Annotated in this window: 16 protein-coding genes and 2 pseudogenes; 9 read left to right on the top strand and 9 right to left on the bottom strand. The window is 71.2% G+C overall.

What is annotated here, in order from left to right; all coding sequences use genetic code 11:
• Positions 1-46 precede the first annotated feature (46 nt).
• Together ACWC97_RS14650 and ACWC97_RS14645 are read right to left on the bottom strand one after the other, a co-directional pair.
• Complete coding sequence (locus tag ACWC97_RS14650; protein ID WP_352275677.1) at positions 47-742, bottom strand: GntR family transcriptional regulator; 696 nt, start codon at positions 740-742, stop codon at positions 47-49.
• Between the two features lie 191 nt (positions 743-933).
• Positions 934-2,289, bottom strand: coding sequence for an aspartate aminotransferase family protein (locus ACWC97_RS14645; RefSeq protein ID WP_352275679.1), 1,356 nt, complete (start codon positions 2,287-2,289; stop codon positions 934-936).
• Between the two features lie 232 nt (positions 2,290-2,521).
• On the opposite strand from ACWC97_RS14645, the gene ACWC97_RS14640 reads away from it, so the two are divergent.
• Positions 2,522-4,429 (top strand): protein kinase domain-containing protein, encoded by a 1,908-nt coding sequence (locus tag ACWC97_RS14640; protein WP_450649493.1) that lies wholly within the window; start codon positions 2,522-2,524, stop codon positions 4,427-4,429.
• Between the two features lie 18 nt (positions 4,430-4,447).
• Here ACWC97_RS14640 and ACWC97_RS14635 read toward each other — a convergent pair whose 3' ends face one another.
• On the bottom strand, positions 4,448-4,855 hold the full coding sequence (locus tag ACWC97_RS14635) for a hypothetical protein (protein ID WP_450649492.1): 408 nt from the start codon (positions 4,853-4,855) through the stop codon (positions 4,448-4,450).
• A gap of 155 nt (positions 4,856-5,010) precedes the next feature.
• Here ACWC97_RS14635 and ACWC97_RS14630 point away from each other — a divergent pair, with 155 nt between their 5' ends.
• From ACWC97_RS14630 to ACWC97_RS14620, 3 genes are all read left to right on the top strand, one after another.
• Positions 5,011-5,847: a helix-turn-helix domain-containing protein gene (locus tag ACWC97_RS14630; protein ID WP_450649490.1), complete on the top strand. Its 837-nt coding sequence runs from the start codon at positions 5,011-5,013 to the stop codon at positions 5,845-5,847.
• A complete protein-coding gene (locus tag ACWC97_RS14625; RefSeq protein WP_450649488.1) occupies positions 5,844-6,080 on the top strand; it encodes a DUF397 domain-containing protein in 237 nt (78 codons plus the stop codon). Before ACWC97_RS14630 ends, ACWC97_RS14625 begins: the two co-directional genes overlap by 4 nt.
• 164 nt (positions 6,081-6,244) lie before the next feature.
• On the top strand, positions 6,245-8,233 hold the full coding sequence (locus tag ACWC97_RS14620) for a YncE family protein (RefSeq protein ID WP_450649486.1): 1,989 nt from the start codon (positions 6,245-6,247) through the stop codon (positions 8,231-8,233).
• 74 nt (positions 8,234-8,307) lie between these two features.
• On the opposite strand, the pseudogene ACWC97_RS14615 reads toward ACWC97_RS14620, so the two are convergent.
• Positions 8,308-8,427, bottom strand: a pseudogene (locus ACWC97_RS14615) (VOC family protein); the annotation flags it as partial.
• A 75-nt stretch (positions 8,428-8,502) separates the two neighbouring features.
• Here ACWC97_RS14615 and ACWC97_RS14610 point away from each other — a divergent pair.
• Together ACWC97_RS14610 and ACWC97_RS14605 are read left to right on the top strand one after the other, a co-directional pair.
• The gene (locus ACWC97_RS14610) at positions 8,503-9,324 is read left to right on the top strand and encodes a S1 RNA-binding domain-containing protein (RefSeq protein WP_352275687.1); all 822 of its coding nucleotides are present in this window, start codon (positions 8,503-8,505) and stop codon (positions 9,322-9,324) included.
• Positions 9,325-9,390: 66 nt separating this feature from the next.
• Positions 9,391-9,825, top strand: a pseudogene (locus ACWC97_RS14605) (GNAT family N-acetyltransferase).
• 256 nt (positions 9,826-10,081) lie between these two features.
• Here the strand turns inward: ACWC97_RS14605 and dnaN are convergent.
• Complete coding sequence (dnaN, locus tag ACWC97_RS14600; protein ID WP_450649484.1) at positions 10,082-11,218, bottom strand: DNA polymerase III subunit beta; 1,137 nt, start codon at positions 11,216-11,218, stop codon at positions 10,082-10,084.
• 426 nt (positions 11,219-11,644) lie between these two features.
• Here dnaN and ACWC97_RS14595 point away from each other — a divergent pair, with 426 nt between their 5' ends.
• Positions 11,645-13,168, top strand: coding sequence for a helix-turn-helix domain-containing protein (locus ACWC97_RS14595; RefSeq protein ID WP_450649645.1), 1,524 nt, complete (start codon positions 11,645-11,647; stop codon positions 13,166-13,168).
• A gap of 93 nt (positions 13,169-13,261) precedes the next feature.
• On the opposite strand, the gene ACWC97_RS14590 is transcribed toward ACWC97_RS14595, so the two are convergent.
• The 3 genes from ACWC97_RS14590 to ACWC97_RS14580 form a co-directional block, all read right to left on the bottom strand.
• Entirely contained in the window at positions 13,262-14,152 is an 891-nt protein-coding gene (locus tag ACWC97_RS14590) for a glycoside hydrolase family 19 protein (RefSeq protein ID WP_352275692.1), read from the bottom strand.
• Positions 14,153-14,477: 325 nt separating this feature from the next.
• The gene (locus ACWC97_RS14585) at positions 14,478-15,359 is read right to left on the bottom strand and encodes a glycoside hydrolase family 19 protein (RefSeq protein ID WP_450649482.1); all 882 of its coding nucleotides are present in this window, start codon (positions 15,357-15,359) and stop codon (positions 14,478-14,480) included.
• A 247-nt stretch (positions 15,360-15,606) separates the two neighbouring features.
• Positions 15,607-16,890, bottom strand: a complete 1,284-nt coding sequence (locus tag ACWC97_RS14580) for an adenylosuccinate synthase (RefSeq protein ID WP_450649480.1) — start codon at positions 16,888-16,890, stop codon at positions 15,607-15,609.
• A 186-nt stretch (positions 16,891-17,076) separates the two neighbouring features.
• Between ACWC97_RS14580 and ACWC97_RS14575 the strand changes: the two genes are divergently transcribed.
• Together ACWC97_RS14575 and ACWC97_RS14570 are read left to right on the top strand one after the other, a co-directional pair.
• Positions 17,077-17,931, top strand: coding sequence for a diacylglycerol kinase family protein (locus tag ACWC97_RS14575; protein ID WP_352275696.1), 855 nt, complete (start codon positions 17,077-17,079; stop codon positions 17,929-17,931).
• Between the two features lie 47 nt (positions 17,932-17,978).
• The gene (locus ACWC97_RS14570; protein ID WP_450649478.1) at positions 17,979-19,574 is read left to right on the top strand and encodes a hypothetical protein; all 1,596 of its coding nucleotides are present in this window, start codon (positions 17,979-17,981) and stop codon (positions 19,572-19,574) included.
• 141 nt (positions 19,575-19,715) lie between these two features.
• Here the strand turns inward: ACWC97_RS14570 and ACWC97_RS14565 are convergent, their stop codons facing one another.
• Positions 19,716-20,162: a GbsR/MarR family transcriptional regulator gene (locus ACWC97_RS14565; RefSeq protein ID WP_352275822.1), complete on the bottom strand. Its 447-nt coding sequence runs from the start codon at positions 20,160-20,162 to the stop codon at positions 19,716-19,718.
• Positions 20,163-20,240: the final 78 nt, after the last annotated feature.

The following is a 20,240-nucleotide window of genomic DNA, read 5'->3' as shown; positions in this document are numbered from 1 at the left end:
CGTGCGCGCCACGCACAGTGGACCCGGTCCTCCGCGCCCCCGCGCGCTACCGGTTCTCCGTCGCGAGCCGGTCCGCCCAGCCCAGCGCGTGGTTCTGATAGTCGTCCAGCACGGTGCGCACCGCGCCGGGGTCGCCGATCGTGATCGCCGCGACCAGGTCCTCGTGCCCGTTCCAGAGCGCGTCCCGGCCGCCGGCGTCGCGGCGCAGGTACGGCACCGCGAACACCCATGCCTGTACGCGGAGTCGGTGCAGGAACTCGTTGATGTACGCGTTGCCGACGAGGGCGCCCAGCTCGCGCCAGAACCGCAGGTCGTAGCCGATGAGGATGTCCAGGTCGCCGCCGCGGGCCGCCCGCGCGGCCTCCTGGGCGCGGCGGCGTACGGCGACCAGGCGGTCCAGGTACGCCGAGGGGGGCGCGACCGGGGCCCCGCCGCCGAAGTAGACGCTGCGGACCACGCCGTCGATGACCAGGCTGCGGGCCTCGACCAGGGACCGGTAGTCGGCGACGGTGAACTCCCGCACCCGGAAGCCCCGGTGCTGGTCCGTCTCCAGCAGTCCCTGGGCGGAGAGATCGAAGAGCGCCTCGCGCACGGGGGTCGCCGACACGCCGTACTGGTCGGCGATCTGCTTGACCGTGAACTCCCGCCCCGGCTGGAGCCGTCCGGCGAGAACCTCGTCACGGAGCGCGTCCGCGATCTGCTGCCGCAGTGTGCTGCGGGTCACAGCTCCGCTCGCGCGCATGGCGCCCCTCCCCGTTCCTTTTACCTGCGGTCACCTTAATCCAGGGCCGCCGTGCCCGTATCCGGGCAGAAGGGGAACCTGAGCGGTGTCGGAGGGCTGGGGAGGGGCGCCATCACGTCACGAGGGGTCCGTCACGCAGCGCGTCACGGGGTGCGCCACACGGTGTGTCACGCGGCGCGTCACGGGGTGCGTCACGCGGTGTGCTCGTCGGCCACCGAGAGCGCGGCGTCGAGGGCCGCGAGGCCCTCCTTCGCCTCGGCCTCGGTGATGTTGCAGGCGGGCACGGCGTGGGTGCGGTTCATGTTGATGAAGGGCCACAGGCCGTTCTTCTTGGCCGCCGCGCCGAAGGCCGCCATCGGCGCGTTGGCCTCGCCCGTCGCGTTGTACGGGACCAGCGGCTCGTGGGTCTCCTTGTCGCGGACCAGGTCCAGCGCCCAGAACGCGCCGAGGCCGCGGACCTCGCCGACGGACGGGTGGCGCTCGGCGAGTTCGCGCAGGCCGGGGCCGAGGACCGTCTCGCCGATACGGGCGGCGTTCTCGACGACCTTCTCGTCCTCCATCACCCGGATGGTGGCGACGGCGGCGGCGCAGGCCAGCGGGTGGCCGGAGTACGTCAGTCCGCCCGGGTAGGGGCGGGTGTCGAACGTCGCGGCGATCTCGGCGGAGATCGCGACGCCGCCGAGCGGCACGTAACCGGAGTTGACGCCCTTGGCGAAGGTCATCAGGTCGGGCACCACGTCGAAGTGCTCGGCGGCGAACCACTTGCCGGTGCGGCCGAAGCCGGCCATGACCTCGTCGAGGATGAAGACGATGCCGTAACGGTCGCAGATCTCGCGGACGCCCTTGAGGTAGCCGGGCGGCGGGGTCATGATGCCCGCGGTGCCGGGGATGGTCTCCAGGATGATCGCGGCGATGTTGGCGGGGCCCTCGTAGGCGAGGGTGTCCTCCAGGTGCTGGAGGGCGCGGGCGCACTCCTCGGCCTCGGTCTCGGCGTAGAACGGCGAGCGGTAGAGGAACGGCGCCCAGAAGCGGACGACGCCCGCCGAGCCGTTGTCGGACGGCCAGCGGCGCGGGTCACCGGTCAGGTTGATCGCGGTGGAGGTGGCACCGTGGTACGAGCGGTACGCGGAGAGAACCTTCGTGCGGCCGGTGTGCAGCCGGGCCATCCGGACGGCGTTCTCGACGGCCTCGGCGCCGCCGTTGGTGAAGAAGATCTTGTCCAGGTCGCCGGGGGTGCGCTCGGCGATGAGGCGTGCGGCCTCGGAGCGCGCCTCGATCGCGAACGCGGGGGCGAAGGTGGCGAGCTTGCCCGCCTGCTCCTGGATCGCGGCGACGACGGTGGGGTGCTGGTAGCCGATGTTGGTGTAGACGAGGCCGCTGGTGAAGTCGAGGTAGCGGTTGCCGTCGTAGTCCCAGAAGTACGCCCCCTCGGCGCCGGCGACGGCGAGCGGGTCGATCAGGCCCTGGGCGGACCAGGAGTGGAACACGTGCGCTCGGTCGGCGGCCTTGACGGCCGCACCGGCGGCGGGGTCGACATGAGGGGTCATGCGGCGAGCGTAGGCCGTACCGGGAGCGTTCCGACATGACCACCTTGTATGGCGTGGGGCGTTCCGCTGGGCAGGGTGTCGGGTCGCCGGAAGTGCTTCCGGTGGTTCCGGAACCGCAACCGCTCCGGGCGTGCCCCGCGTGCATCCCTATGATCGTGCGGGCATCGGGCGGACCAGACCGGGCCCGGCCGGGCAGAGTGCCGATCCCTGGGGGAAGGACGTGTCAGCGTCAATGCAGAGCCTGACACCGCAAGATCCGCGCACCATCGGCGCCTACCGGCTGTTGGGACGGCTCGGCGCCGGGGGCATGGGCCAGGTCTATCTGGCCCGGTCCGAGCGGGGCCGGACCGTCGCGATCAAGCTGGTACGCGCTGAGCTGGCCGAGAAGCAGGAGTTCCGGGACCGCTTCCGCCAGGAGGTGCGGGCCGCCCGCCAGGTCGGGTCCGCGTGGACGGCCCCGGTGCTGGACGCGGACACGGAGGCCGCCGTGCCGTGGGTCGCCACGGGGTACGTCGCCGGGCCCTCGCTGCACGCCACGGTGACCGGCCGCCCGCGCGCGGCGGGGGCGCCCTCGGGGGCGTACGGTCCGCTGCCGGAGCGCTCGGTGCACATCCTGGGGTCCGGGCTCGCCCACGCACTCGGGGCCATCCACGCGGCGGGGCTGATCCACCGCGATCTGAAGCCCTCCAACATTCTGCTGACGATCGACGGTCCGCGTGTCATCGACTTCGGCATAGCCCGGGCCTTCGACACCGCCACCGACGGCGGGGTCACCCGCACCGGCGCCCTGGTCGGTTCGCCCGGGTTCATGGCGCCGGAGCAGGTGCGCGGCGAGCGGGTGACCCCGGCGTGCGACGTGTTCTGCCTCGGCACGGTGCTGGCGTACGCCTCGACCGGCCGGCTCCCGTTCGGCACCGGCGACAGCCGGGTGCACGCGCAGATGTTCCGGATCGCGCAGGAGGACCCGGACCTGACCGGGGTCCCGGTGGACCTCGTCGACCTGGTGCGGGACTGCCTGCACAAGGACCCGGCCGCCCGCCCGACGACCGAAGCGATCCTGGACCGGCTGGCGGACGCCGACCCCGCCGAGCCGTGGCTCCCGGGCGCCTTGATCGCCCAACTCGGCCGTCACGCGGTTGAGTTGCTGGACTCCGAGGATCCTGAGGACCCTGAGGTTCCGGAGGGGGCCGCGGGGTCCGCACAGGCCGCCGGGCCCGAGGGTGCCCGGGGGTCCGAGGGCCCGGAGGATCTGTCGGGCTTCCCGGGGGAGCGGTCCCGGGAGCACCCCCGGACGACCCCGCCTCCCGGTTACGGCCCGGCCCCCGGCCACGGCTACCCGCAGCAGACCCCGGCCCCGGCCCCCGGCTACGGTTACCCGTCGCAGACCCCGGCCCCCGGCTACGGCTATCCACCGGCCGCCCAGCCGCATCCCGGCGAGGGTTTCGGTGCGCCGCAGCCCCCCATTGGGTACGGCTACCCGCCGCAGCACCAGCAGGCGTCGTACCCGCACACCGGCTTCGGGCCCACGCCCCCCTTCGGCCCCACCCACCCCGGCAACCCCCACCCCGAGCCCGAACCGGCCCGCCGTGGCAAGGGCTCGACCATCGCGCTCGTCATCGTCGCCGTGCTCGTGGCGATCGGCGCGGGCGGCTCGGTCTACACGCTCATGAACGAGGAGCCGACGGACCACCACCGCCCCGACCGCTCCACCACCGCCCCGTCCTCCCCTGACGCGGACGGCCCGGCCCCGTCCCCCGGCACGGACGGGAAGAACGGCGACGGCGCCATCCCCACCGGCTACCTCGGCACCTGGACCGGCACCATCGACAACCCGGCCGGGCGCTCCACCCGGAAACTCGTCATCCAGCAGGGCTCGGTCGGCCAGAGCGTCCTGACCCTCACCGCCGAGGGCCCGCTCGACAACGGAAACACCTACCGCTGCGTCTTCCGGGCCGACCTCGCCGCGGAGCCCGCCGAGGGCGGCCCGGTCAGGGTGGGACCGTCCGAGGTCGAGTCCGGCGAGCCGATGACGTCCTGCACCGCCGGCGGCGCCACCACACTGACCCTGCACCCGAACGGCACCCTGACCCGCGAGAACAGCGCCAGCGGCGACCGGCTCACCTACACCAAGGGTGGCTGACCTCGCGGCCCCACGCCCTCAGTTCAGTATCGCCGTGGCCGTGCTGAGCAGCAGCAACGTGTGGACGAACCTGCCGGGAGCGGTGGGCGGGAAGTACCACGACACCGGCCAGGTACGGCCGTGGAGAGCCGGAACCGGTACGTAGCTGACCCGGCCGGGCGCCGCGTTCAGCACCACGGCCCCGTCCGGCCACGCCTTCCCCTCGGCGCTCCCGGCCGGCACGAGGAAGTACACCGACCGTTTCCCACTGGCCTCGGCCACCACCGGACCGGGCTCACCGCCCGTGATCGTCTCCATCATCAGGGCGAGCCGACGCCCTGCGTCACCGTCGAAGCGCACGGCGTCGAATTGGACTCCTGTTTTGCGCAGTTGAAATCCGGAGTAAGGAATCCACCCGAATCCGACCGCACTTTTCGTTGCGTTCACAGGACCAGTCTTCCCCTGACTGGCTAGCGTTTCCTCAGGCCACACAGGGGCGTCGCACACTCGTTGACCTGCGCGAACTCCTCTGAATTCCAGTCGAGTCGGGCTGATTCGAGTAGTGACCGGTTGAGACCGGTCGAGTCGAAAGGGGATCGCACATGGCGCGAGCGGAGAACAAGGAAACGGCCAGTGCCATGGCCAGGATCGTCGCCGACATGGCGCGTGATCTGCGCACCGAACGGGGCTGGACGCAGACCCGGCTGGGCGAAGAGCTCGGCTACTCCGCGGCAGCGGTGAGCGCGATGGAGACCTGCGCCCAGCCAGCCAGTGACGAGATGTTGGTGGGTCTGAACGAGGTGTTCCACGGCGAGACGAAATTCTTCAACCGCTGCCGCCGGTACATGCGGCTGGAGACGTACCCGGAGCAGTTCAAGAACTACGCGCTGCTGGAGCAGGAAGCGCTCAGCCTTCGGCTGTACGCCACCTATCTCATCGATGGTCTCTTCCAGACCGAGGCATACGCGCGAGCGCTGATCGGCGGAGGATACCCGCCACTGCCCCACGATCGGGTGGAGGAGCTGGTCAGCGCGAGGATGGCACGTAAGGCACTGTTCGACCGCGAGCCGCCGGCTCTGATCGAGGTCGTTCTGGAAGAGTCGGTGCTCAGGCGGATCATCGGCAGCAAGGAGATCATGCGGGAGCAGATGCAGTACTTGGTCGAGTGCGCCCAGCGCCGCAATGTCACGCTTCGGGTGCTCCCTCTGGACGCCGGGCTGGGCGGGGAGTACGCCGGAGGACATGGCGGCCTGAGCCTGATCGAGACTCCGGACCACCAGCACCTCGCCTACTTGGAAGCACAGGAGGAGAGTTGGACGCTCAGCGACCCGGCGAAGGTGAGTACGTACTCCCAGCGGTGTGCGAAGATCCAGTCACAGGCCATGGGTCCTCGTGAATCGCTGGACCTGTTCAAGCGGTTGGCAGGAGAAACGGAATGAGCACGTCCCTCCGGTGGTTCAAATCCAGCTACAGCAACGCCAGCGGCGGCCAGTGCGTCGAGGTGGCCTTCGACTGGCACAAGTCCTCGTACAGCAACGCCAGCGGCGGTGACTGCGTCGAGGTGGCCACTTGCCCGCACGCCGTCCATGTCCGGGACTCCAAGGTGACCGACGGGCCCGCCTTCGCCGTGGCTCCAGGAGCCTGGGCTGCGTTCCTCACCTGGGCGGACTGAGCGAAACGGAACAATTCGCGGGTCGGGGACGGTCATCCGGACCCCGGCACCGCAAATGTGTGCGACCCGTGGACGTACATGTCATACCCTGCGTGCGTGGGGTCGCGTCCCGTCTCTTGTCGACGGATGCCTCGGCCCCCCTCTTACCGTGGGGGTAATTCATTTTGCGTACGCGCAGAATCTCGACCGCGACCACGCTCGCGGTCCTCTTCAGCTCAGTGGTTCTGGTCGGCGGGGCGGCGAATCCGGCCGCCGCCGACTCCAGCAAGGTCATTCCCGCCGCTTCCGTCGGCGATGTCGTCGCGGACGGCGTGCACCACCGGGTCTTCATCAGTGACCCGGTCACCGGCAAGGTCCTCGCCACCGACTACAGCGGCAACGTGGTCGGCACCATCCCGTCCCTGCCCGGTGTGAAGGGTCTCGAACTCTCCGCCGACTCCGGCACGCTGTACGCCGGTGTCCCCGGCGCCGACGCCATCGCCGTGATCGACACCGCCGCTCTGGTGGAGTCCGCCCGGTACGCGACCGGCGAGAACACCAAGCCCGCCTATCCGGCGCTGGCCGGCGGCAAGCTCTGGTTCGGCTACGGGGCGGCGGCCGAGGGCAACATCGGCTCGCTCGACCTGTCCGGCGAGGAGCCCGTCGTGGCCCTGGACCAGGACCCGGACCGTACCTGGTACGCGGCGCCGACCCTGGCGTCCACGCCGGGCGCCCCGAACACCCTGGCCGCCGGGATCGAGGGGCAGAGCCCCGTCCAGCTCGCTGTCTACGACGTCGCCTCGGGGACGGCCACGCGCACCGCGCAGACCCGTACCGACGGGAGCAACCTGCGCGACCTGGCGCTGACGCCGGACGGTTCGCAGGTCGTGGTGGCCAGCGGGTACCCGTACAACCACCAGTCGTACAAGACCGCGGACCTGACGCCGGGGATCGCGTACCCGTCCAACTCGTACCCCAACGCCGTGGACATCGCACCGGACGGCACGGTGGCCGCGGGCATCGACGGCATATACAGCCCGGACGTGTACGTCTACAAGCAGGGCTCCACCAAGGCGATCCGGACGTACGACTTCCCCAACACCGGCAACACCAGTGGTGCGGACACGCTGACCCCGGCCGGACTGGCCTGGGCTCCGGACAACAGCCGGTTGTTCGCGGTCACCGAGAACAGCTACGGTGTCCGCTCGCTGCGGGTGCTGACCGAGGCGATGAAGTCGCCGACGACGGTCACGGTCAAGGCTCCGGAGAAGTCGGCGCTGAACAAGAAGCTGACCGTCACCGGCAAGGCAAGCTCGGCGAGCCCCTTCCCGGCCGGCGCGAAGGCCACGGTCACCCGCACCGACATCGAGTCGCCCAAGGGCAAGGCACTGCCCGCGGTGACGCTGAAGTCGGACGGCAGCTTCTCGTTCACCGACGCCCCGACCGCGGGCGGCCAGGTCACGTACAAGGTGACGTACGCGGGCGACGCGTCCCACTCGGCGGGCTCCGGCTCCGCGAAGGTCTCCGTGCCCCGCACGGTGCCCTCGCTGACCCTGAACCACAACAAGGCGCTGTACTCGTACGGTGCCGACGTGACGTTCACCGCGCACCTCGGCAAGACGTACAAGAACCGCACCGTCGAGCTGTGGGCGGACCCGTTCGGCGCGGACAAGCCGAACAGGCTGGTGAAGACCGGCAAGGTCAACTCCAAGGGCAACCTGTCCGCCGTCATCGCCATGACCCGGGACACCACCGTCACCGCGGTCTTCAAGGGTGACGGCCGGTACGCGGGCAAGACGACCAAGTCGACCTCGTACGCGAAGGTGAAGGTCTCGACCTCCATCTCCAAGCAGTACAAGACGGCGAAGATCGGCAAGACGTCGTACAAGTACTTCCACAAGAAGACCGACCCGGTCTTCACGACGTCGATGACGTACTACAAGAACCGCGCCCACAAGCTGTCGCTCCAGCTGAACTACCAGGGCAAGTGGTACGACGCGGGCTCGGACTACTTCAAGCTCGGCACCAATGGGAAGACCATCATCACGCTGAAGGGCACCCATGAGACGGGGTACCGGATGCGTATGCGGGTTTCCTACATCAACGGCAGCTCGGGCGACTCGGTGAACTCCACCACGCACAGCTCCTGGCAGTACTTCTACTTCACCAAGTAGCCGTACGCCGAAACGTCGTTCGACCGCGGGGCCGGGTGATCCACCCGGCCCCGCACCCGTCCGTCCGGCCCCGGTTACAGATACGGGCCGGTGATCAGCTCGATCGCGTAGCCGGAGGGGTCCTTGAAGTACACGCCTCGGCCGCCGTGCTCGTTGTTGATCTCGCCCGAGCAGCGCATCTGCGGGTCGGCCCAGGCCTTCCAGCAAAGGCAGTTGGTGGACAAGGCGGCCTTGTCCCTACAGGCGGCACGGCCCGTAGACTCGCCTCCGTGTCCGAGCCGACCCCCGACCCCCGCCTTCGGGCCTTGACCGACCGTCTCCGGCCGGGGGCCGCGAGAACGGTGAAGGTCGTCGGTTTCGACGGAGCGGACACCCTGGTGCGGCTGGTGGACGCCGGAGCAGAGACGGCCGAGATCGGTCGGATTCCTCAACACGAAGCGTCGATGCGCCGGACGGGGCACCCGTCCGAGCTGTTCGAGCTGGGCCAGGAGATCAGGGCCGAAGAGATCGGACGCTGGCGGGAAGGGCAGCTGCACTTCTCCGCCAGGGCGTGCGAGATTCCGGCCCTGCGATCCTTCCTCCTCGCGCTGGACCCCGGGCAGGTCGTCACCGGCACAGTTGCCGCGGTGCACAACTTCGGGGTGTTCGTCCACGTCGACGGCGAACCGGACGGTCCGTGCACCGGCTTCATCCGGGTGCCGGACCTGTCGTGGGAATGGATCACCCACCCCTCCGAGGTGGTCGAAGCCGGCCGGCGGATCGCCGCCGAGGTGATCATCGCGGAGACGCGCTCCGGGCAGGCCATGCTCTCCCTGAAGGCTCTGAAGGAAGACCCACTCATCCGGTTCGCGGATCAGCTCGGGCGCGTCCTCACCGGAACGGTCACCAGGATCGTCCCCTTCGGTGTGTTCGTACGGCTCGCCCCCGACGTGATGGGATTCCTCCACCTCTCCGAGCTGACCGCCGAGCCGGAGCGCGCCCCGGAGCAGTTCGTCGATGAGGGCGAGCCCATCACGGTGAGGGTCACCGAGGTCGATCTCCCGCGTCACCGGGTACGACTCGCCCTCGTCCACGGGTCCGACAGAAGCTGAGACGTCATCTCGGCACATGGGGCGGCCACTTGGAGGAGCCGGGTGTCACGGATACGCTGCCGCTCCATGGTCACCAGCGGTGGAAGCAAGGGGTACGAACTCTCGACGGACCCGGATCGCCTCGATGTGGAACGGGTGCACCACTGGCTCTCGACGGACGCGTTCTGGGCACTGGGACGCAGCCGGAAGACGGTCGAGGACGCGGTGCGCGGATCGCTGAACTTCGGCATCTACGACGCGGAAGGCACCTAGGCCGCCTACGCCCGTGTGGTCACCGACCGTGCCACCTTCGCCTGGCTCTGCGATGTCTACGTCGCCCCGGCCCATCGTGGCAGGGGGCTCGGAACGTGGCTTGCGACAGCGGTCCGCGACCACCTCGCCCCTTATCGGCTCAAGCGCATTCTCCTCACGACCCTCGACGCGCACGCGATCTACGCGAAGGCCGGATTCGTCGTCGTGCCGAACCCGGAGACCTTCATGACCCTCAGCGCCGAGGAGTGAAGGGGGGCGCGTGACAGGCGCCCGCACGCAGCTCCTGCCCCGCTTCCGGGTGGCACGTCGACGAGCCGAGCCGTACCGGTAGCCAGTGCGGGAGTACGTAGCCGGTGCGGGAGCACACCGTCCCGTCGACGGGCCCGCCGCCGGCGCGCTCCGATGGGCTTTCCCGGTCGGTCAGCGCCCGCCACTCGCGGTCGAGAAGTTCAGCAGCCGTCATGACGCCGATCCGGCCAAGTTCCGTGCAGGGTACGGACGTACGTCAGAGGAGGGGCTTGACCGACATCAGCAGGTGCTGGTGGGACGTCTCCCGCTCCGGAAATTCATCGTCCGGGGATTCCTGGCCCGGGGTCCGGCCGGTGACCATCGCGCGCTGGCCGGGGCCCATCAGCTCGAACCTGATCACCGGGGCGTCGAACGACCCCAGCGCGTCCATCAGGTAGGCCGGGTGGAAGGCGACGGTCAGCTCACCGGCACCGCCCCACACGGCGGGGATGCGCTGGGAGGCGACGTCGTCGTCGAACCCCGCCTGGAGCAGGGCCGAGTCGCTGGAGAAGGTGAAGTGGAGCGGATTCCCGCCCTCCGCGACGACGGCTACCCGCTTCACGGCCGCGAGCAGCGGCACCCGCTCCATCTCGGCGATGGACGCGCCGGTCAGCGTGAACAGCTGGGCGTGGCGCGGCAGTCGGCCATCGAACAGGCGCACCGTCGTCCGCGTACCGGCCTGCTCGAAGCCGGCGGAACCACCGTCCAGCGCGAGCCGGACCGGGCTGGACGGGCTGAGCGCGCGGGCGATCTCGGTGAGTCTGCGGGCCGGGACCACGGCATCGGCGAGGACCCCGTCCCGGCCGGGCTTCCAGGTGAGGGTGCGCACCGCGAACCGGTAGCGGTCCGTGGCGGCCAGGGTCATCGTGTCCCCGTCCAGCGCCAGCCGGACGCCGGTGAGGGTCGGCAGCGCGTCGTCCCGGCCCGCCGCCACCGCCACCTGGGAGACGGCCGCCGCGAACTCCGCCGCGTCCACCTCGCCGAGCGCCTCCGGCACCACCGGAGCGGCCGGGTAGTCGTCGAGCGGCAGCACCGAGAGGCCGAAACGCGCACCGCCTCCGGTCAACGAGAACCGCGAACCCTCCACCGCGCACTCCACCACCTGGTCGGGCAGCACCCGGCAGACGTCGAACAGGCGGCGCCCCAGCACCAGAACCCGACCGGGCAGTACGGTCTCCGCCTCCACCTCGATCCGGGCGGACGCCTCGTAGTCCAGCCCCGAGACGCGCAACCGGCCGTCCGCCGCCTCCAGCAGCAACCCGCCCAGCACCGGAACGGGTGAACGCGTGGGCAGCACCCGGGCGGCCCAGGCCACGGCATCGGTCAAGGTGGCCCGGTCAATACGGAATTCCATGGTGCGGCTTCTCCCGGTCGGCTCGGCTCGCGGACGCGAAGGCGTGGCCCGACCCTAGAAGCCGTCACTGACAACGGAGAGAAGAAAGAACGGCTGCGGCCGACGACAGCGGCCACCCCCGTAAGCCGCGGCCGCCGCCCCCAACCCCTCCCCCAAGGGGTGTGCCGCAACCGTGTTCGGACTTTAGGTCTTCGGGTACATGGCCGAAAGCTTCAATTCGCACGGTGTGGACCGCTGCGGGTATCAGCACGCACAATCAAACCGGCAGCCTTGATTCCGCTTAACCGTGGCACGGTCATGGCCGCCGACTCCGGCCGACCGTTTCGGCCGGTGACTCCGGAGCCAGATCCGGACAGACGTTCGACTGAACTTCAGGTGGATGGAGGATGGGTGCGCGCGCGAGAACGGGCCGATGACGTCATGCGGATGCACCGGCTGGCCCGGTCGGGCGGCTCGCGGGAACTCCTGCACTGGGTGTCCGGCCGGGCGGCGGGCTGGGCCGGACTGCTCGACGGGGCCGGCACCGTGCTGCACGCCGTGGACCGGGGCACGGACGGTACGGGCACCACGGCGGCCGCGCTGGCGGGCGCGTACGCCAAGGACATCGCGGGGCTCGACGCGCGCGCCTTCTCCTTCGACCACGAGCAGCACACCGCCCTGCTCCTCCCGCTGGACGGACCGGACGGCGCCGCCGGGCCGATCCTCGCCGTGGTCGCGCCGAACCCGCTGCCGAACGGGCTCGCCCGGCTGCTCTCCGACGTGGCGACACCGCTCGCCCTGTGCTGGACGGCGGAGGAGGTGGAGAGCAAGCGGCGCCGCGTCGAACTCGCGGAGTCCCGCAGCCGGGAGGCGGTGCTGCACCTGCTCATGACGGGCCAGCTGTCGATAGCGCACCAGGTGGCGGGCGCCCTCAGACCCCCGCTGCCGGACCCGGTCCGGGTGTACGTCGTGGAGTGCGCGAACGGGCGCCGGGACGAGGTGGCCCGGATCTGCACGGAGCTGTCCGGCGGCCGGTCCTGGATCGTCCGCTGCCCGGTCTACGCCCGCCACCTGATCCTGATCGTCCCGACGGACACGGACGCAGGCGCGGGCGCGGGCTCCGGCACGGACGCGGGGGCGGAGGCGGATGCCGCCGAACACCGGCTCGGGCTGCGGGTGGCCGAGGCGGTGCCCGAATGCGTCGTGGGCGTCAGCGCGGACCTGCCGTTGCCCGACACCGCGACCGGCTATCGTCAGGCCTTCCACGCACTGGCCGTGGCCCGCACCCTGCCGGACCGGCACTCCCGTTTCGGTTCTTCGCCCGACCCGGCGGTGGCCACCGGGGCGGCCGGGGCGCGGTGGGCCGACCAGTTGCTGCACCCCCTGCTGGCCCATCTGCCGCGACGGGCCCAGGACCCGGGCAGCCAGGAGCTCTCGGCGACGCTGGCCTCCTGGCTCGCCTTCGCCTCGCACGCGACCCACCACCTGAAGATCCACCGCAACACCCTCGCCGCCCGGCTCCGGCTCATCGGTGAACTGCTCGGGCTCGACCTGAACCGGGTCGGCGACCAGGCCACCCTCGACCTGGCCCTCCGTATCCGCGCCACGCCCACCGAGCCCCGCGCCCCCCACCGGCCCGACGAACGGACACCGGCCGGAACACCGCCCGACCTGGACGAACTGCTGCGCGCCCCCGCCGTACGGGAGTGGGCCGCCCAGCAGCTGCGCCCGCTCACCGGCGGGCCCGAGACGCCCCGGAACACCGCCGACCCGCTCGCCACCCTCCGGGTCTGGCTGCGCCACGAGGCCCAGCTCACCCCGGCCGCCGAGGCCCTGGGCATCTCCGTACCGGGGCTGCGCAAGCGCCTCACCCGGCTCGAATCCGTACTGGGCCGCTCGCTGCTCCAGGCGCCCAGCGCCCGGTACGACCTCTGGCTCGCCCTGCGGTCCCTGGACGCCCCGGACGGCTGAACCACCACCCCCGACACCGAGAAGGGGCGCGCCCGGCCGAAGCCGGACACGCCCCTGTCGGGTGGGGTCGCGCGTACCCAAGGGGGTACGGGGTCAGCAGCTCAGGTTGTTGCCCGGCGTGGTGCCGAGGATCGCCGTGAACGCCTTGTAGCGGTCGATGCGGCTCTGGACCTGGGCGGGGTTGCCGCCGTTGCACTCCAGGGAGCCGTTGATGGAGCGGATGGTCTCGCCGAACCCGGCGCCGTTCACCATGGCCTGATGGGCGGTCATGGTGCCCGGCCCGTTCTGGGTGTTCCAGTACCAGAGGCCGGTCTTCCAGGCGACCGAGGCGTTCTGCTCGACGAGGTACGGGTTGCTCAGCAGATCGATGCCGAGCGCGTCGCCGGCCGCCTTGTAGTTGAAGTTCCAGCTGAGCTGGATCGGGCCGCGGCCGTAGTAGGCGGCCTGGCCGGCCGGGCAGCCGTAGGGCTGGGAGGCGTCGCAGTAGTGGGGGTAGTTGGACGTGTTCTGCTCGACCACGTACACCAGGCCACCTGTCTCGTGGCTGACGTTGGCGAGGAACGCCGCCGCCTCCTGGCGCTTGACGGTGTCGCTGCCGGTGTTCGCGAAGGCCGGGTAGGCGCTCAGTGCCGCGGTCAGCCCGCTGTACGTGTAGAACGAGTTCCGGCTCGGGAACATCTGGTTGAACTGCGCCTCGCTGACGACGAAGCCGGACGGGTTCGGGTTGCCCGGGTCCGTGCCGCCACCGCCGCAACCGCCCTGGTCGGCCCAGACGTCGGAGCTGCCAGGGGTCTCGTTCTGGGTCCACCACTTGGCGGACCAGTTGTGCCCGTTGTACGAGGCCGTCATGCCGCCGGTGTAGACGGAGGAGGAGTTCCAGGGTGCCGCGCAGTCGGCTGCCGCGGCGGTGGTCGCGGGAAGCGCGACGACCAGTGCGACGACCGCTCCCAGCGCTGCCAGCAGGCCCATGAGGCGTCTGATCATGCGATCACTACTCCTTCGGTGCGGCACAACGGACCGGCGGGCCGAGCGGTGCGCCGCGAGAGGGGGGTTGACGGCCACTGAAGCGTCGCTGGTCTGAACCTGTCAAGGTCTGGACCATTCGGGAAAGTGTTCGCAACCAGGCGCCCCCACCTCTCCCCGCCCGATGTTTCGCGTCGCTATCCGCCGCCTCAACAGGGCGAATTCCGGAGGGGGTTCGTCCGGAACGACGGGCGCGACGGGGACGGGCCCGAAGGTAAAAACCTCCGGGCCCGTCCAGCATGCGGGACGGCATCCCTCGACAGCTGGACGCCGCGACGGCTCCCGGTCAGCAGCCCAGCCGGGAGCCCGGGGCGGCACCGAGGACGCCGGTGATCCGTTCGTACCCGGCGACCCGGGCCGCGACCGAGGCCGGATTGCCGCCGTCGCACTCCAGGGCGCCGTTGAGCGAGCGGATCGTCTCGCCGAACCCGGCGCCGCCGACCATCGCCTCGTGCGAGGTCATGGTGCCGGGGCCGTTCTGGGTGTTCCAGTACCAGAGCGCGGTCTGCCAGGCGACGGACGGGTCCTGCTCGACCAGCCAGGGGTTGTTCAGGAGGTCGAGGCCGAGCGCGTCACCGGCCGCCTTGTAGTTGAAGTTCCAGCTGAACATGATCGGGCCCCGGCCGTAGTACGCCTTCTGCCCGGCGGGGCAGCCGTAGGGCTGGCTGTAGTCGCACTTGCGCCAGTAGTTGTCCTCGTTGATCTCCTTCACGTACCGGAGCCCGACCGATTCGAAGTCCGCGTGCGTGAGGAAGGCCGCGGCCTCCTGGGCGCGGGTGGTGGGGGTGCCGGTGTTGGCGAAGCGCGGGTAGGCGTGCAGGGCGTCGATCAGGCCCTGGTACGTGTAGAAGGGGTTGCGGTCCGGGAAGATCGCGTCGAACTGCGCCTCGCTGACGACGAAGTCCGAGACCCCGCCGGTGCAGGCCCCCTGGTCGGCCCAGACGCCCGTGGCACCCGGATTCTCGTTCTGCGTCCACCACTTGGCGGTCCAGTTGCGGCCGTGGTGGGAGACCGTGCCGCCCTGGGTGTAGGCGGTCGTGGAGTTCCACAACGGTGCGCACCGGGCGGCCGGTTCGGCGGCGGAGGCGGAGACGGGAGTGGGAGCGGGGGCGGCGGAGGCGGTGGTGGCGGGGAGGAAGGCCGTTGCGGCGATGACGGAACTCAGCACGACCAGGAGGCTCTTGATGCGTTTCAGCGCTGCTCACTCCTTCGGCGGGGCACGCCGAGCACCTCAGCGGGCCGTCGGGACATCCCGCCACTCAAGCCCCGCTGGTCTGAACCTGTCAAGGTCCAGACCATTGGGGCTCTCGTGCTCCACCAGCATCCGCATGTCTCCTCGGTAGGAGCACCGAGGGGCCGCCACATGTCGTGGCGGCCCCTCGGGGGTCTTCCGGAAGCGTTTCCCGAAGGTGCTGCTAGAGGAAGGAGTTGATCTCGATGGTCTCGGTGCGGCCGGGGCCGACGCCGATCGCGGAGATCGGGGCGCCGGACATCTCCTCCAGCGCCTTCACGTACGCCTGCGCGTTCTTCGGCAGGTCGGAGAAGGTCTTGGCCTTCGTGATGTCCTCGGACCAGCCCGGCAGCATCTCGTAGACCGGCTTCGCGTGGTGGAAGTCCGTCTGGCTGTAGGGCAGCTCCTCGACGCGCTTGCCGTCGATCTCGTACGCCACGCAGACCGGGATCTGCTCCCAGCCGGTCAGCACGTCCAGCTTGGTGAGGAAGAAGTCCGTGAGGCCGTTGACCCGGGTCGCGTACCGGGCGATGACCGCGTCGAACCAGCCGCAGCGGCGGTCACGGCCGGTGGTGACACCGCGCTCGCCACCGATCCGGCGCAGCGCCTCGCCGTCCTCGTCGTGCAGCTCCGTCGGGAACGGGCCGGCGCCGACGCGGGTGGTGTACGCCTTGAGGATGCCGATGACCCGGTTGATCTTCGTCGGGCCGACCCCGGCGCCGGTGCAGGCGCCTCCTGCGGTCGGGTTCGAGGAGGTGACGAACGGGTACGTGCCGTGGTCGACGTCGAGCAGCGTGCCCTGACCGCCCTCGAAGAGGACGACCTTCCCGGCGTCGATCGCGTCGTTGAGGATCAGCGTGGTGTCGGCGACGAAGGGCTTGATCTGCTCCGCGTACTGGAGCATCTCCTCGACGATCTTCCCGGACTCGATCGCGCGCCGGTTGAAGACCTTGGCGAGGAGCTGGTTCTTCTGCTCCAGAGCCGCCTCGACCTTCTGCTCCAGGATCGACTCGTCGTAGAGGTCCTGGACGCGGATGCCCACGCGGTTGATCTTGTCGGCGTACGTCGGGCCGATGCCGCGACCGGTCGTACCGATCTTCCGCTTCCCGAGGAACCGTTCCGTCACCTTGTCCATCGTGACGTTGTACGGGGTGATCAAATGGGCGTTGCCGCTGATCAGAAGCTTGGACGTGTCCACGCCGCGGTCGTTCAGCCCACTCAGCTCGGAGAGCAGGACGGCCGGGTCGACGACGACACCGTTTCCGATGACCGGGGTACAACCCGGTGAAAGGATTCCGGAGGGGAGGAGATGCAGTGCGTACTTCTGGTCACCGACCACCACCGTATGGCCGGCGTTGTTGCCGCCTTGGTAGCGCACCACGTAGTCCACGGATCCACCGAGGAGGTCGGTGGCCTTTCCCTTGCCCTCGTCACCCCACTGAGCACCGAGCAGCACAAGTGCGGGCACAGGCGTACACCCCTTCCGGGCGGGGCATGTCCAAGGTCAGGGGGCGTACGTGAACGTCGTACATGCCGTACGACGATGTACGACACGGCCTGAACCGTCGAACCGGTTGCCCCGGAATAGACGAAGCCCCTGGCGCAATAGCGCAAGGGGCTCTTGCACCAAGATGCTACCCGAGGAAGGACCGAGGTGTCGGCTGCCCAGCCCCCCGGCGACGGTGCGCACCAGCTGCTGGTGGTCATCGACCCGGTCGCCCGCCGGACCGACGGCGAGTCCGTACGTATCGCGAAGGACGTCCTGAGCGCCGGATCGCACGCCAAGATCTGCCTGCCCGACGGGCCCGAGGAATTTGCCCGCGCGCTCGCCCGTCGGGGTGGTCGGCGGCCGGTGGTGGTCGGCGACGACCGCGCGCTGCGGCGGGCCGTGGCCCAGCTGCACCGGGAGCGCGAGCCGTCCGGCGGCGCTCTGGCGCTGGTCCCGGTGGGCCGGGCGGGCACGCTGGAGCTGGCCCACGCGCTGGGGGTGCCCCGGAGCGCGGTGGTGGCGGCGCGCACCGCGCTGGACGGCGCCGTGCGGCGGCTGGACCTGCTGGTGGACGACAGCGACGGGGTGGTGCTGGACGCGTTGCGCATCCCGGCTCCGAGCGTGCTGCCGGGCGCGGCGGCCGCGCACACCGGGGCCACCGCCGTGTGGGACACCTGCCGCAACCTGGTCCGCACGCTGGTGCGCCCGGCTCCGGCGGCGTCCGCGGAGCCGCCGCCCGTGCACCGGCTGCGGGTCGAGGCGGACGGGGCCCTGCTGAACGGCCTGGACCGGCCGGTCGAGTCGGTGACCGTGACCCCACGCGCCGGCGGGGGGCTCGCGGAGGTGGTGATCCGGCCGCCGTCGGCCGCCCCGGAGACGACGGAGGCCAAGGCCGTCACCGTCTCGGGCGCCGACTTCCGCTACCGGGCCGACATACAGGTCGGCGGCCCGGTCCGGACGCGGACCTGGACGGTGCGGGAAGGGGCCTGGGGACTGATGCTCCCGGCGAAGGAGCGGTAGCGTCCGGCAGCGGTGGAATCACGGAGAAAACGTGACGGGGGTGCGGCGTGTCGGACGCGGATGCCTGCGCGGGCGCGAGCGCGGGTGTCTGCGCGGGCGCGAGCGCGGGTTTCTGCGCGGGCGCGAGCGCGGGTTTCTGCGCGGGCGCGAGCGCGGGTTTCTTCGCAGGCACGGGCGCGGGCGCGGACGGAGGTGCGGGCGCGGGCGCGGACGGAGGTGCGGGCGCGCCCGTGGCACTGGACGTGCCGGAGACGGCGCTCGGGCTGGAGCGCTACCGGGGCACGGCGTGGCGCTGGGTCGCCGCCGGCATGGCGTGGGTCGTGGTGTGCGTGCTGCTCGCCGTGTTCGTCGACGGGCCGTTCCTCGGGGTGCTTCCGGAGGCGGTCGGCTGCGGCCTGGCAGCGGCGCTGACCGGGGTGCTGGTACGGCGGCGGGCCCGGCGAATGCGGCGGGTGCTGGAGGCGCGGCCGTGGCAGGCCCGCTCCTCGGTCGCGGTGATGTCCGGGATGAGCGGGGCGGCGGTGGTACTGGGCGGCGGGGGCTCGGCGGACGAGCTGCTGCCGCTGCGGCCGCTCACGGCGCAGTGGCGGTTCCCGCTGCTGAGCGGGCCCGCCGGGGTGCTGTGGTGGTGCGGCGACCCGCGTACCGGTGGGGTCTTGGCCCCGCCCGGTGGCGGGCAGCTGCTCTGGGCCGGACCGCTGCGGGGGCGCCGGGCCCGCGCGCTCGTGGCCCGGGCCGAGATCGACGCGCTGCGCACCCGCCCGGTGCCCGTGGCCCCGCAGGTCCCCATCGGCGGGGCGGACGGGGACGGGGGTGGGAACAAGAACGCCGGGGCCGATGTCCGGGAGGCGGGCCTGCGCCACTCCGTGCTGGCCGCCATGGCGGAGCGCCACAGCGAGCTGCGGGGGCCGGACCGGCCCGGGAGCGGAGCGAAGGCGGAGGCGGGAGCGAAGAGGGAGCCGGGCGGGGCCCTGCCGGTCGGCCCGGACCGGCCGGTGACCTGGTGGCGGGTGCGGGCGCTGCGGCGGCTCTCCGATCTCGGTCGGGCCGCCTGGCCGCTGGCGTACACGGCCCTGATCGTGGTGCTCCACGGGGTCATGGGGGCCGATACCGTCTCGGGCCCGGCCGCGGCGATGGCACTGCTCAGCGGGCCCGTCGGGATCTACCTCGGCTGGCGGACGCTCCGTTCGGGCATTCCGCTCGCGCGCCGGATGGCCCGGGCGGCCACGGCGCCGGAGTCGCGGACGCGGCGCTACGTGCTGCTGTCCGACAGGCACGGCGCGGAGGCCGGTCCGCTGCTCCTGGTCTTCCCCGCCGAGGAGGGGGACGTCCTCCCGGCCCGGGAGGGGGACATCCTTCCAGCAGAGGAGGGGGACGCGAGTGGGGACGACCTTCCGGAGGGGATGCTGCGGCTGCTGCCGCCGGGGTCGGAGAAACGCCCCTGGGAGGGGCTGCCCGCGCCCACCGGGACGGTCCGGCTGCGGGGGTGGATCGACGGGGTACCGCTGGTCGTCGCCTGGATCGAGGGGCAGCCGTACTGGCCGCAGACCCCGTACGAAGCCATCGACCCGTCCGACCTGGAGGCCCTCCGCGCGGTGGCGGAGATGCTGCCGGGCCCATGTGACGGCTCCCGAGGGCGGTGACCGGGGCGGGCCCGCCCTGCTCGCTGACGGGCTCCTGCCCCGGTGACTGACCCGGGCCCGCCCCAGTGGCCGACGCGGGTCCTTCCCGGTGGCCGACGCGGGTCCTTCCCGGTGGCCGACGAGCCGGCCGCCGGGCGTCCGTCAGGCGCTCGCGTGCTCCTCGTGGGGCGGAAAGCCGAGCGTCTTGCGATGCTCGCGCCAACGCCCCATCACGCCGACCAGCTCCGCCTGGAGGAACTCGAAGAACGCCACGGTCTCGGCGAGCCGGGCCCCGGCCGGGGTGTCCTCGCCCAGGACGCGGACACCGTCCCTGAGCGTGTTCTCCCAGCGGGTCAGCACCCGGTCCCGGTTGGCGAAGGTCGTGTACCAGACCTCGTCGTGCAGCCGGTACCGGTCGCGGCGCGAACCCGGCTCGCGCTCGCGGCCGACCATGCTGACCTGCGTGAGGTAGCTGACCGCGCCGGACACGGCGGCCGGGCTGATCTGCAACGCGAGGGCCAGCTCCGCGGAGGTCATGGAGCCGTCGTCGTCCGCGAGGAGCGCGGCGAAGACCCGGGCCGCCATCCGCTGCATCCCCGCCTCGGTCATCTCGGCCGCGAACCGCTCCACGAACCGGGACACGGCCTCCACGTCCCGCCCCGAGTCACGGCTCTGCCCGGATTCGCC

This window comes from Streptomyces sp. NPDC001108 (assembly GCF_053598535.1).
The sequence above is the reverse complement of the archived record's forward strand: the minus strand, read 5'-3'. Positions and strand labels throughout refer to the sequence as shown.